General features: G+C 65.3%; 11 protein-coding genes and 1 pseudogene. 7 read left to right on the top strand and 5 right to left on the bottom strand.

The window, feature by feature from the left end:
• Positions 1-138: pseudogene (locus EN874_RS26810) on the top strand (IS481 family transposase); the annotation flags it as partial.
• Between the two features lie 55 nt (positions 139-193).
• Here EN874_RS26810 and EN874_RS26805 read toward each other — a convergent pair.
• Positions 194-697, bottom strand: a complete 504-nt coding sequence (locus EN874_RS26805) for a hypothetical protein (protein ID WP_127427738.1) — start codon at positions 695-697, stop codon at positions 194-196.
• A gap of 270 nt (positions 698-967) precedes the next feature.
• Here EN874_RS26805 and minC point away from each other — a divergent pair, with 270 nt between their 5' ends.
• The 3 genes from minC to minE all read left to right on the top strand — a co-directional run bounded on the left by minC (position 968) and on the right by minE (position 2,996).
• On the top strand, positions 968-1,807 hold the full coding sequence (gene minC, locus EN874_RS26800; protein ID WP_127427739.1) for a septum site-determining protein MinC: 840 nt from the start codon (positions 968-970) through the stop codon (positions 1,805-1,807).
• Positions 1,808-1,911: 104 nt separating this feature from the next.
• Positions 1,912-2,727 (top strand): septum site-determining protein MinD, encoded by an 816-nt coding sequence (gene minD / locus EN874_RS26795; protein ID WP_126084806.1) that lies wholly within the window; start codon positions 1,912-1,914, stop codon positions 2,725-2,727.
• The gene (gene minE, locus EN874_RS26790) at positions 2,724-2,996 is read left to right on the top strand and encodes a cell division topological specificity factor MinE (protein ID WP_040973218.1); all 273 of its coding nucleotides are present in this window, start codon (positions 2,724-2,726) and stop codon (positions 2,994-2,996) included. Before minD ends, minE begins: the two co-directional genes overlap by 4 nt.
• A 177-nt stretch (positions 2,997-3,173) precedes the next feature.
• On the opposite strand, the gene EN874_RS26785 is transcribed toward minE, so the two are convergent.
• The 4 genes from EN874_RS26785 to EN874_RS26770 all read right to left on the bottom strand — a co-directional run bounded on the left by EN874_RS26785 (position 3,174) and on the right by EN874_RS26770 (position 8,290).
• Entirely contained in the window at positions 3,174-4,946 is a 1,773-nt protein-coding gene (locus EN874_RS26785; protein ID WP_245513691.1) for an ABC transporter ATP-binding protein, read from the bottom strand.
• Positions 4,943-5,968, bottom strand: coding sequence for a glycosyltransferase (locus EN874_RS26780; RefSeq protein ID WP_127427740.1), 1,026 nt, complete (start codon positions 5,966-5,968; stop codon positions 4,943-4,945). Before EN874_RS26780 ends, EN874_RS26785 begins: the two co-directional genes overlap by 4 nt.
• A 73-nt stretch (positions 5,969-6,041) precedes the next feature.
• Positions 6,042-7,151 carry a glycosyltransferase gene (locus tag EN874_RS26775; protein WP_127427741.1) on the bottom strand — a complete coding sequence of 370 codons (1,110 nt, stop codon included), beginning with the start codon at positions 7,149-7,151 and terminating at the stop codon, positions 6,042-6,044.
• Positions 7,151-8,290, bottom strand: coding sequence for an acyltransferase (locus EN874_RS26770; protein WP_127427742.1), 1,140 nt, complete (start codon positions 8,288-8,290; stop codon positions 7,151-7,153). Before EN874_RS26770 ends, EN874_RS26775 begins: the two co-directional genes overlap by 1 nt.
• A 592-nt stretch (positions 8,291-8,882) precedes the next feature.
• Between EN874_RS26770 and EN874_RS26765 the strand changes: the two genes are divergently transcribed.
• The 3 genes from EN874_RS26765 to EN874_RS26755 all read left to right on the top strand — a co-directional run bounded on the left by EN874_RS26765 (position 8,883) and on the right by EN874_RS26755 (position 11,719).
• Complete coding sequence (locus EN874_RS26765) at positions 8,883-9,770, top strand: DMT family transporter (protein ID WP_127427743.1); 888 nt, start codon at positions 8,883-8,885, stop codon at positions 9,768-9,770.
• A 227-nt stretch (positions 9,771-9,997) separates the two neighbouring features.
• On the top strand, positions 9,998-10,534 hold the full coding sequence (locus EN874_RS26760) for a hypothetical protein (protein ID WP_127427744.1): 537 nt from the start codon (positions 9,998-10,000) through the stop codon (positions 10,532-10,534).
• A gap of 711 nt (positions 10,535-11,245) precedes the next feature.
• On the top strand, positions 11,246-11,719 hold the full coding sequence (locus EN874_RS26755) for a hypothetical protein (protein WP_127427745.1): 474 nt from the start codon (positions 11,246-11,248) through the stop codon (positions 11,717-11,719).
• Positions 11,720-11,863: the final 144 nt, after the last annotated feature.

Raw genomic sequence — 11,863 nt, 5'->3', positions numbered from 1 at the left:
GACGCTTACAACTTCGGGCGCCGGCTTAAGACACTGACGGGGCTAACCCCCTACGAATACATCTGCAAATGCTGGACAAAGGACCCTGAACGCTTCAGGCTCGATCCAATCCATCAAATGCCGGGACTAAACACCTAACCGCTCACACTTTTCCTGGAATTGCTCTAATCTGCCCAGGGCCGGTCTGTCGGAACTAACCTGCCCAGATCGAGCACCCCACTGTCTGCCCCGTCGCCGCATCACGCACGGCCTTGGCGAACAGCCGCCGCAGCCCAACGCGGTTAGCCTTCACTTCCTTGCTCGCGAGATAGGTCGGATCCCCCACTTCCCAGTGGTAGCGCGTGTTGGCGGGCGCTCGCTTCCAGGTGAATTTCGAGACGTAGGCCACTTGGCCGGGCCGGGTGTCGGCGAAGCGGCAGTCGATGGTCTCCGGTATCAATCCCTTCGCGGCCATTTGATTGACGACCTCGTTGGCGTTGTCCGTCGTCAGCCACTGGTCCATGCCGTTCGCCTGGTAGGCGGCAATGCTGCTCGTCTGGTACATGCTCCTGCCGCTCATCCGGAATGACGAGCATCCCGCCAGTACCAACAACACGGCGATTGCCGCGCTTGCCCTGACTGCCCGCCTGCTGCCTGCCCGCTTGCTGCCCGTCTGCTTGCTGCCCGCCTGCTTGCTGCTTGCCTGATCGATGCGCATGCCAGGTCCCCTTGCTCTGGAGGAAATGGAAAATTAACCGTGCCGGATGGTGCCGCTGGATGCTCGCTTCGTATATTAGGAATTTCACATGTCCGGCCCGTGCCGGCGTGGGTCTTCAGCGGGCAGCGGTGCGCGAACAGGCCCGTGTGGCTGCCCCGCCACAGAAGTTAGCCGCGTCAGCTCTTAACGGCCGCCGCCCCCTCCGAAATTAACCTTTTGTTAACCATTCGCCCGGCACCCTTTAACCATTGAGTAAGGATTCGCCTGGTCGTGACCTTCGCCGCCCCGTTGCACAACAAATCCATCCGCTTCCGCGCCCGCTCATTCGTCGCTTTCACGCTCACCCCGGAAGCTCCCATCGACGACTGGCTGGAGGGACTCGATCACTGGATCGGCAACTCGCCGGGCTATTTCGATGGCCGCCCGGTGGTGCTCGATTTGAACACGCTGAAGCCGGGGCCGGAAGAGATTGGGGCGCTGGTCGGCGTGCTCGGCTCGCGCGGCATCCGCGTCTACGCCATCGAGCTCGAGGGCGCCGACCTCGGGCCCGAACTGCCGCCGCTGCTTGGCGGCGCCAAGGAAGCCACCGCCGAAGGCCTGCTGGGCAGGGCCGCGCGCAAGGCCAAGGCCGAAGAGATCACGGTCGACACGGCCGCGGTCGAGGATATTCAGCCCGGGCAGGTGAGGGCGCCGCAGGACGATCTGGTGAAGCTCGATGAGGCAAAGCCGGAAGCGGCGAAGCCCGAGCCGGACAGGGTGGTCGAGAGGCATGAGCCCGCCGCCGGCACGCTGATGATCAAGGCGCCGATCCGCTCCGGGCAGTCGGTGTTCCACCCGCATGGCGACGTCATCGTGCTGGGCTCGGTCGCGTCCGGCTCGGAGATCGTCGCCGGCGGCTCGATCCATGTCTACGGCACGCTGCGCGGTCGCGCGATCGCGGGCTCCGAAGGCAATGTCTCGGCGCGCATCTTCTGCCGCAAGAACGAGGCCGAGCTGCTCGCCGTCGACGGCTGGTACACCACGGCCGAGGAGATGGAAGGCGTGTCGCGCGGCAAGGCAGTTCAGGCCTTCCTCGACAACGATGCGCTGTGCGTGGTGCCGCTCGGCTGAGTTTTTGGCCGCAAGCTTCGGACCGGTTTCGCGTGCGAAGCTGACAAAGAATCCCGCCGTGCCGGGCACGGTCATGAATAAAAACGCCAATGGAGGCTGGATATATGGGCAAGGTAGTCGTGGTCACTTCGGGCAAGGGGGGCGTTGGCAAGACGACCTCGACGGCCGCGCTCGGCGCCGCCGTGGCCAAGACCGGCAAGAAGGTGGCGCTGGTCGATTTCGACGTGGGCTTGAGGAACCTCGACCTCATCATGGGCGCCGAACGCCGTGTGGTGTTCGACCTCGTCAACGTCATCCAGGGCACCGCAAAACTGTCGCAGGCACTGATCCGCGACAAGCGGCTGGAGACGCTCTACCTGCTGCCCGCATCGCAGACACGCGACAAGGACGCACTGACCGAAGAGGGCGTGGCCGAAGTCATCGCGCGGCTGCGCTCGGTGTTCGACTATGTCTTCTGCGACAGCCCGGCCGGCATCGAGCGCGGCGCCCAGCTCGCCATGCGCTTCGCCGACGAGGCTGTCATCGTCACCAACCCGGAAGTGTCGTCGGTGCGCGATTCCGACCGCATCATCGGCCTGCTCGACGCCCGCACCATGAAGGCCGAGCAGGGCGAGCTGATCCAGAAGCACGTGCTGGTCACCCGCTACGATGCCGCCCGCGCGTCGCGCGGCGAGATGCTGTCGATCGACGACGTGCTGGAGATTCTGTCGACGCCGCTGCTCGGCATCATCCCGGAAAGCCAGGATGTGCTCAGGGCCTCGAACCTCGGCGCGCCGGTCACGCTCTCGGAACCGACCAATTCCGCCGCCAAGGCCTATCTCGAAGCGGCAAGACGCCTGGAAGGCGAGGACCTGCCGGTGGTCGTCCCCTTCGAACGCAAGGGCTTCCTCGACCGGCTTCTCGGAAGGAGGGCGGCATGAGCATCCTCGACCTCTTCAAGCGGCGCACCAGCGCCCCAGTGGCGCGCGAGCGGTTGCAGCTCTTGCTCGCCTATGAGCGCCAGAGCCGCGGCCAGCCCGACCTGGTCTCCATCCTGCGCGAGGAGATCATGGCCGTCATCGCCAAGCACGTGCAGATCGACCAGGATTATCTCCAGGTCTCGATGGACCGCGGCGCCACGATGTCGACGCTGGAGATCGACATCCAGATCCCGAACAAGAGCGCCGTGCCGCTGGCCATGGCTGGGTGATCTTTACCCACCCCCTTGTGGGGAGGGTCGATCCGCGGAGCGGATCGGGGCGGGGACTGCGCCGACCCCCATCCCACAAGGGGGAGGTAGGACGCCGGCGCCATCCCCTCTCCGTCGCGGCTCCGCCGCGCCTCTTCTTCGCGCCAGCTTCTCAGGGCAGAGCCCGGCAAAAATCTCTCACTCCGGCTGATACAATTCATCCATGCTGCGCGCCGCCAGCTCCGCGAACGGCGCCTGCTTCCTCACCCGGCCATGCTCCAGGATCACCAGGTCGTCGCAGAACGAGATCGTCGAGTGGTGGTGGCTGATGACGATGGTGGTGCGGCGGCCGGCGCGCGATTTCAGCGTTTCAACGATCGCCGCTTCCGAAAGCCCGTCGACCGCGTTGGTCGCCTCATCGAGGATCAGTATGTCGGGGTCGCGCAGCAGCGCGCGGGCGAGCGCGATGCGCTGCCTTTGCCCGGCCGACAGGTTGAGGCCGCGATAGCCGACCACCGTCTGGTAGCCCTGCGGCAGCGTTTCGATGAAGCCGTGCGCCTCGGCAAGCTCGGCCGCGCGGCGCGCCTCTTCCGGCGTCGCCTCGTCCTTGCCGTAGGTGATGTTGTCGAGGATGGTGCCGTCCACCAGCTCCAATTCCTGGCTGGCCAAGGCAATATGCGCCCGCCATGCGACCGGGTCGATCTCGCCGAGCGGCGCGCCGTCGACGAGGATCTTGCCGCCATCCGGCTCGACGAAGCGGCAAAGCAAATTGACGATCGTCGTCTTGCCGGCGCCGGAGCGGCCGATCAGCGCCGTCGAGCGGCCGCTTGCGATATCGAAGCTCACCGCGTGCAGCACCGCCGCGCGCTGCTCCTCATTGGCATAGCTGAAGCTCACGCCCTCGAAGGCGATTTTTTCGCTTAAGGCCGCGAACGGCCGGCTGCCCTCGGGCGGCGCCGGCTTGCCGGTTGGGTCGAGCAGCCAGGTCACCTCTTCCAGCGAGCCGGAAAGCCCCTGCACCTGGCTCCAGGTCATCTGCAGGGCTCTCACATGCGGCTGCAGGCGGTAGAGCAGGATCAAAAAGGCGGCGACCAGCGGGAAGCTCAGGCCGGCCAGCCAGGCGCCGATCACCACCGCCAGGAACAGCACGGCGTGAAGCACCTCCGTCAGCGGAGCCAGCGCGCCCTGGCGGCTGGAGAGCAGGAAGGCCGCCCGCCGCACGCCGTCCGATGCCTTCTCGAACGCCGCCTTCTCGCGCGCTTCCTGACCGAAGATGCGGATCAGGCGGCCGGCATGGACGAGATGCAACATCTGTGAGGCAAGGCCGCTGTTGCGCGCCGCCACGCTGCGGCTCGGCGCCCTCAGATGCGCCGACAGCGCCATATGTGCCGCCTGCACGAGCGCCAGCCCTAGCATCACCAGGAGCGTCATCTGCCAGGATAACAGCAGCAGGAAGCCGAGCAGGATGACCGCCGCCGAAGCGCTGACCACCGCGCCGAGTATCCCCTGGATGGCGTCGGAAGCGCGCCAGGATTCGTTGGAGATGACGTTGAGCAGTCGCCCCGGGCTTTCCTTCAGGAAGAAAGGATAACCGACGGTGAGCAGGCGCTCGGCCAGCGCGCCGCGTATCGATTGGCTCGCCTTGCCGTAGATATGGGCGGTCAGCACCGAGTTGGCGAAGGCGAGCAGGTTCTTCAACAGGATCGAGCCGAGGATCGCGGCCGCAAGCGCGATCAGCCGCTCGCGTTCGCCGAGCCCTGCGCCGATCTTCTGTAGCAGCGCCGAGAAGCCGGCCATGCCGCTTGTGTCGCCATGCCCCATGATGATGCCGAGCAGCGGGATGATCAGCCCGATACCGAAACCTTCGAGCGCAGCACTCGCAAGCCCGAGCGCGACGACGGCCGGCAGCAGGCCGAGCTGCCGGCGGCCGAGGGCGCGGCGCAGCATCGACAGTGTCGGGCGCCCGTTCATCGCGCGCCGGCCTCCGCGCTGGCCTCGGTGGTTTCCTCGGCGAGCCGTGGCTGCCGGTCCGGCCGCCTGGCGAGCACGAGAAGCGCGAACTTCGCCGCGCCGGCGAGGTTCATCAGCACGATCGGCCAGTGCGACAGTTTGAGATCGCCGTCGAACTTCGGACCGCCGGCGAGCTCGCGCAGCGCCGCGCGGGCCGCCCAGTAGAAATGACGCAGCAGCCAGGGCGCGCGGCGGATGTGCTTTAGGCAGAGCGCGCCGTTGCCGAAATGATAGTCGCGGTGCAGCCGGCCGATCGCCTTGCCGTCGCGCCGGCCATGATGGTGGAAGATCGTCATGTCGGGCACGTATTCCACCGCTATACCGGCGAGCATGGCGCGCACCAGATAGTCCGTGTCCTCGGCCGAACGCAGCGCGCCGCCGGCGCCGAAGCGTTCGTCGAAAAGGCCGATGCGGGCGGCGACGTCGCGGTGCATGGTCATGTTGCAGCCGAGCACGAAGCCGCCCGGATGGACGGATGGCGTCAGCCGCTCGCGCTTCTCGCAGCGTTTTATCGTGAAAGGCAGGTCGCGCGCGTCGCCGATCTCGACGCGGCCGCCGCGGATCAGCCATTTCTCGCCGCTCGCATAGTGCCGCTCGAGGTCGACGAGGTAGTTGCGTTCGAGCCGGCAGTCGTCGTCGATGAAAACCAGCACGCGCCCGCGCGCCCGCGCCAGCCCGGCATTGCGCGCCGCCGCAAGTCCGGGGCGCGGCTCCGAGATTGCGGTGAGCGCGATGTCGGACGCGGCGGCGATCCGCGAAAGGTACTCGGCCGTGCCATCGCGCGAGCCGTTGTCGACCACCACCAGCTCGGCCGCGAAGGCAGGGTGCGCAAGGCAGGCGGCCCGGATCGAGGCGATGCAGGTCTTGAGCACCGCGATCCGGTCGCGCGTGCAGACGATGAAGGAGACCTGCGGCCGCTGCCGGGGCCAGGGCGGTGCGGGCAGGGCCAGGCGCAGGAGCAGAGGATGGCGCTCGGCGTTCATGGGGAGAGCTCCGCGCCGAAGCTGTCAATCTCCCCCCTTGTGGGGGGTGAGGAGTGGTCCGCGACGCCCAACCTCATGCCGCGCCCATTCTATAAGGCGCGAGCACCGATGCCGCCGGCGCGGATTTGAAACGATAGGCCATCTTGTCCGCCTGCTTGCCGGCCCACATTGAGGCCTGGCTCAGCCAGGGCGCCCAGGCGCCGGGGCTGAGCGCGTATTTCTCGCGGCGGCGGATCGCGTTCCATTTCCCGGTCGCCGTCAAAAGCTCATGCGTTAGCGCCGGCCGCGCCTCATCGTTGACGAGCTGGTAGAGGAAATAGAACAGGTTCAGCGCGCCGGCTTCGAAGCTCGGCCGCGTCGTATCGGGCAGGGCGGCGATCCGCCCCTCCAGCGCGCGGATGAATTCCGCTGCCCGGCGCACAGTCTCGAAGGAGACGCGATCGCCGATGGCGCGCAGGTCCGCGCCATCCTCCGCCAGGCCCTCGGGTTCGAGATTCTCTGCCACGATCTTGAGATGGGTGCGCCGCATCTCTCGGGTGTGCCGGCTGGTCACGCTGCCGGAGTGCACCCGGTAGATGAGCAGGCTTTCCTCCATCAGTGCCGCCGGGTAGCGGTCGGTGAGCCGGCGGAAGAGGTCGAAATCCTCGGCATGTCGGTAGGAGCCGTCGTAATGGAGGTCGGCTTCCGCGATGACGTCGCGGTTGTAGACCACCGTCGGGTGCATGAAGATGGTGAAGAACTTCGACAGCACGGGAAGGCCGAGGCGGAACACCGGATCGGGCCGGCCTCGCGCGATGCGGCCATGGAGCAGCGGATCGACGAGCGCGCCGCAGAAGCCGAGCTCGGGCCGCGCGGCAAACAGCGCCGCCTGCCGCGACAGTCGCCACGGATAGGCGAAGTCGTCAGCGTCCATGCGCGCGACGAGCTCGCCTTGTGCCATCCGCAGCCCTTCGTTGAGGCTGGCGACGAGGCCGCGATTCTCGCGCGAGATGATCGAGACGCGGCTGTCGTCCCCGCGGAACCGCTCGAGGATCTCCAGCGACTTGTCGGTCGATCCGTCGTCGATGGCGATGACCTCAAGCCGGCCGTAGTCCTGCCGCAGGATCGATTGGATTGCAGCCGCGACATAGGGCTCGGCGTTGTAGACCGGCAGCAGCACGGAGATGAGGGGCGCGCTCGCCATTATCGCCTTGCCTCGGTTCGCTGAAGGTCGAGCGCGCCAGCCGCTTGGCTGGTCCAATCGACCTCGCCCGGCGCGCGTGGCCGCGCGACATAAGGAAAATAGCGCTTGAGGCCGTTGAGCGGCTTTTCGAAGAACGCCCAGGAGAGCGAGGCGGCGATCAGCGTCGCCGTGCCCGCGACGACGAATCGCCCCGGTCCCTGTTCCGAGACGTTGAGCGGGATCCACGGCTGCGCCTTGACGGCGTAGGCGAGAAGGATCGGGTGGTAGAGATAGACGCCGTAGCTGATGCGGCCGAGCCCCAGCAGCGGGGGGAGTTCCGCCAGCCTGCCCAGCGTGCCGCCGAGGCCGGTGGAGCAGGCGGCGACGATCGCCGCCATTGGCGCCAGCGGCAGCACCTGCACCAACAGCCAGCGCGGCCATTCCCATGCCGAATCCGCCGGCCCCGGATCCGACCAGACGGCGAGCAGGAAAACCGCCGCTAAGGCGGGCCAGCCGAGCCGCATCCATCGCGGCACGTCGGCGCCCCTGGCACGGCGCACGGCAAGTAGGGCGCCGCAGCCAAGCGCGTCCATCGAAGCCGGCGGCAACAGGTCCCTGGCGAGAGCCGGGTCGGCGGCGATCGGCCAGTAGAAGCGGTAGGCGAGCGAGAAGCAGATGACGCCGATGGTGATCGCCTCGATGCGCCTGCGCGGCGCCAGAAGCACGATCAGCGGCCAAGCCAGGTAGAACTGCTCCTCGATGCTGAGGCTCCAGAAATGGCAGAGCAGCCAGGGGTTCCAATCGTTGCGCAGCGCGTACCAGAAATTCGATAGATAGAGAGCATGCCAGGCGAGGGACGATCTGGATTGTTCCAGGTCTGTAAACCAGACGAGCGCCAGCACCGCGAAATAGGGCGGGAAGATTCGGATCACGCGCCTGGCATAGAAGGAACGCAGCGCCGGTCCGGCCTCGAACTGGGCGGCGTCGCGCGCCTCCAGCAGGAGCCGGGTGATCAGGAAGCCGGAGAGCACAAAGAACAGCCGGACGCCGAGATGGCCGAGGAAGGACGAGCCGCCGGGCGCGAGGAAATGCGCGTAAAGCACCAGCGTCACGGCAACGGCCCGCAACGCGTCCAACTGGATGTCGCGCGCGTTCGCCATCAGCGGCGTCCGGCAGCTTTGCGGTGACAGGGAGCATAGGACGCGCAAACCGCGCGGCCGCCTGCCGAGAAATCTCCGTCGGGGCCGAGGGCGCAATCCTCTTCGGCCAGCGGAATGCCCTTCCGAGTCAAAATAATGGCAGCCTCCAACCAGGCATGCCCCCGGTCCACGATTGTCGCGGCCGATGTTGCGGTGCAACACAAAATCCTTACGTCTTTGAAATAAAGATGTGATGGGGAGGAGTGGAGGAAATAGTTTTCGTTCAAAAATATTCCCGAGGCATCCAATGGTCCTATGTACTCATGGGCAGTTGGTCTGAGTTTCGAGCAGTATTATCGCAAGAGATGTTCGGCGATCGCGCCGACAACCATAACGAGTATGTTAGGAGTATTGAAAGAAAGGCTCGGTCGTTGGGCGTCGATCCTCGATCGAACCCGTGAGAAAGTCCCTTGAATTTCAAGGATTTGTGCAGCGCAGCAGCCTGCCGGCAACGTGACGGGCGCCTTGTCCCATCATCCTTCGCCCGCTGCCTCACGACAGCGCGGCCGCCAAGCCCTATCTCCGCATCCGACCATGCGGGCAGGGGGATGGAGTGACGTCGACGCCGATCGCAAAACCGGAGGCGCAGCTGGGCGCCTTGCCCGTCGTGGGCCTGCTTGGCGCCATTCTTTCGGTGCAGGTGGGCGCCGCCTTTGCCAAGGGCCTGTTTCCGGTCCTCGGGGCGGAGGGCACGACCATGCTCAGGCTCGTCATCGGCGCGCTGATGCTGGCGGCGGTGCTCAGGCCATGGAAAGTGCTGCCGACCCGAACGGGACTGCCCTGGCTTGCCGCCTATGGCGTCACCGTTTCGGTCATGAACCTGCTCTTCTATAACGCGCTCGAGCGCATCCCGCTGGGCATCTGCGTGGCGCTCGAATTCACCGGCCCGCTTTTCGTCGCCACACTTGGCTCAAGGCGTTTGCTCGACCTCGTCTGGGTGGTGCTGGCGGTCGCCGGCATCGTGCTGCTTTCTCCTTTCGCCGATGTCAGCCGCGGGCTCGATCCGGTGGGCGTGCTGCTTGCGCTTGCCGCCGGCGGCTGTTGGGGACTCTATATCATCTTCGCGCAGAAGGCCGGCGCCGGGCTTGGCGCCCGCACCTCGGCCTACGGCATGGCGATCGCCGCGCTGGTCGCGCTGCCTTTCGGTTTCGCCGCCGCGGAACCTTATCTCGCCGACCCGCATGTCCTGGCGACCGCGGTCGTCGTCGGACTGTTCTCCAGCGCGCTGCCCTTCTGGCTGGAGATGATGGTGCTCGCCAGAATGCCGGCGAAAGTCTATGGCATGATCGTCTGCCTGGAGCCCGCGGGCGGCGCGCTGACCGGTTTTTTGTTCCTGCATGAGAGCCTGAGCGTGTTGCAATGCGCCGGTATCGGCGCCGTGATCGCCGCCGCCTTCGGCGCGGCCGTGACAGCGAGAGCGCCGGTTCCGTCGACTGGTTGAGGCCCGATGCATGCCGCCAAAAAAGCTGTGCGCGCAGCCGCGCCCGACCGCATCCGATGGTTGAGATAGGACTTAGGTCCGATATCGTTGCGAAAAAGGTCCGAGAAAACAAGACAAGGGTCGTGGGCCACTTCCCCACGACGCGCTGATTGGGGATGCTGATGCTGCGACATTGCCGGTGGGGTAGTTCGGCCGAAGGGTCGGATGGCTGGCAAGGGGAGAATGGGATGCGCGTATCGCGCATGGGCTGCAGGCATGTCTTGCGGGCGCTCACTGCGCTGGCGCTTGTTGTCGCGCCTTTTCATCTCTCCCTCGATGGTCCTGTCGTGGCCAAGGCCTATGCCGGCAAGGGCGGCAACGGCGGTGGAAACAACGGCGGTGGAAATAGCGGCGGCGGCAATAGCGGCGGCGGCAATAGCGGGGGCGGCAACGGAAACAGTAACGGCGGCGGTAACAACGGGAACGGCAACTCGGGCGGCAACAACGGAAACAGCAACGGTGCCGGAAACAGCGGCAACAGCAAGGGCGCAACGAACAGTGCCTCCAACAGTGCCGCAAGCAGCACCGCCGATGTCGACGATCATGTGACCGCCGCGACCGGCGACAAGGTCGAGGTCAGTGCCAGCGGGATCCAGGTCACGCACCGGAACGGAATGAAGGAGACGGTTGAGGACGGCAGGTTCAGGATGGAGGACAAGTTTGGTCGCACCATCGTCGAGCGCAAGGCCACAATGGCCGATCTCAATCGCCTGAAGAGTTTGTGAGAACAAAGTTTGTGAGAGCGAGGTTCTATCTGGATTAGATCTTTAAGGGACCAAAGGCCAGCGCTGCAAAATCAGGTTGCCACCTTTTGCTTCGTCTCTTCGGTCCTGATCATCTTATGACAGAACTCCCGCTGCTCACCTTGCCCCCGCCTTTTGGCGGGGGTACTTTTTTGGGGCCCTTGGGATGGCTGCCGGGTAAGTCGGGCTCTTGGCGCATGGCCCCGCAAGGCGGGAAGACACAATCCATACGCAAATCAAAGAGTTACGGTGCTTTTCGCATCCAAGTAGAGACAGCTGCGCCGTAGTATGCCGCGGCTCGTTGGGCGTCCGCGTGGTTCTCGCAGGCCATAGTCATAATGAATTGCCGGACAATTTCCAAGCGATTTGGTTAACGCAGCTGCAGTCGCGGCTTCGAATTCCTTCTCCCTCCAAGTATGTCGTCCGCAGCGGTTTTGGGGACGGTGACATGCGCAAAACAAGGAGTAGGCGCCTCGCCTGGGTACGCTTCACCGCGACGCCCTCTAGTTGCGACGATGGTCCCCAGGTGGTTGCAAAAAAGGTCCGACCGGGCATGGCATGGGTCGTGGGCCGCTTCCGTAGGCTTACCAAACCGTGAATCTTTTTCCGGTTAGTAAACCGGTTTCGCCTTGGCCCGGCTGAGAGCGGAACTTCGGCAGGGCCGAGGCGGAATCGGCATGAACCAAGGATAGCATGCGCGAACCCGCCTCCAGAAGGTTTGTCCGCCTTACGCTGCGCGCTGCGGCCGCGCTGGCGCTTGTTGTCGCGACTGGTCATTTCACCCCCGATAGCCTCGCCAAGCTTCTGGTGCCCACCGCTTATGCCGGCAACGGTCATGGCGGCGGCAACGGTGGCGGCAACAGCGGTGGCGGCAACAGCGGTGGCAATTCAGGCAACAGCAATGCCGGTGGCGGCAATGCCAATGCCGGTCCGGGCAACAACAACGGCAAAGGCAACACCAACCCGGGCGGCAGTGCCGCCAGCCACGTCAATGCGACGACGGGCGACATCGTCGAGATCGACGGCAATAAGATCACCGTCACCCACCGCAACGGCATGAAGGAAGAGATCGAGAACGGACGCTTCGAGATGACGGATGCGCAAGGCCGCACAATCGTCGAGCGCTGGGCGACCGAGAAGGATCAGGCCCGTCTGCTAGGCTTGTGAGGGTTGAGAGAAGCTACCCCCTTTTCCCGCACCCTCGCATGTCACCCCCGCCGTCCGGAGGCGGGGGTGATTGCCTTTTTAGGGGAGTGTAGGGGAATAGGGAGTGGGGCAGAACGCTTTCTTTCCTACTCCCTTACTGCCCTG

The organism is Mesorhizobium sp. M1D.F.Ca.ET.231.01.1.1 (genome assembly GCF_003999155.2).
In the GTDB taxonomy this organism is placed as follows: Bacteria; Pseudomonadota; Alphaproteobacteria; order Rhizobiales; family Rhizobiaceae; genus Mesorhizobium.
This window is presented reverse-complemented; position numbering and strand designations above follow the sequence as displayed.

Excerpts from the sequence above, each read along its gene's own strand:
- EN874_RS26775 (WP_127427741.1), bottom strand. The coding sequence starts at position 7,151 with ATGGCGAGCGCGCCCCTCATCTCCGTGCTGCTGCCGGTCTACAACGCC.
- EN874_RS26770 (WP_127427742.1), bottom strand. The coding sequence starts at position 8,290 with ATGGCGAACGCGCGCGACATCCAGTTGGACGCGTTGCGGGCCGTTGCC.
- EN874_RS26755 (WP_127427745.1), top strand. The coding sequence starts at position 11,246 with ATGCGCGAACCCGCCTCCAGAAGGTTTGTCCGCCTTACGCTGCGCGCT.
- minE (WP_040973218.1), top strand. The coding sequence starts at position 2,724 with ATGAGCATCCTCGACCTCTTCAAGCGGCGCACCAGCGCCCCAGTGGCG.
- EN874_RS26760 (WP_127427744.1), top strand. The coding sequence starts at position 9,998 with ATGCGCGTATCGCGCATGGGCTGCAGGCATGTCTTGCGGGCGCTCACT.
- EN874_RS26780 (WP_127427740.1), bottom strand. The coding sequence starts at position 5,968 with ATGAACGCCGAGCGCCATCCTCTGCTCCTGCGCCTGGCCCTGCCCGCA.
- EN874_RS26785 (WP_245513691.1), bottom strand. The coding sequence starts at position 4,946 with ATGAACGGGCGCCCGACACTGTCGATGCTGCGCCGCGCCCTCGGCCGC.
- minD (WP_126084806.1), top strand. The coding sequence starts at position 1,912 with ATGGGCAAGGTAGTCGTGGTCACTTCGGGCAAGGGGGGCGTTGGCAAG.
- EN874_RS26805 (WP_127427738.1), bottom strand. The coding sequence starts at position 697 with ATGCGCATCGATCAGGCAAGCAGCAAGCAGGCGGGCAGCAAGCAGACG.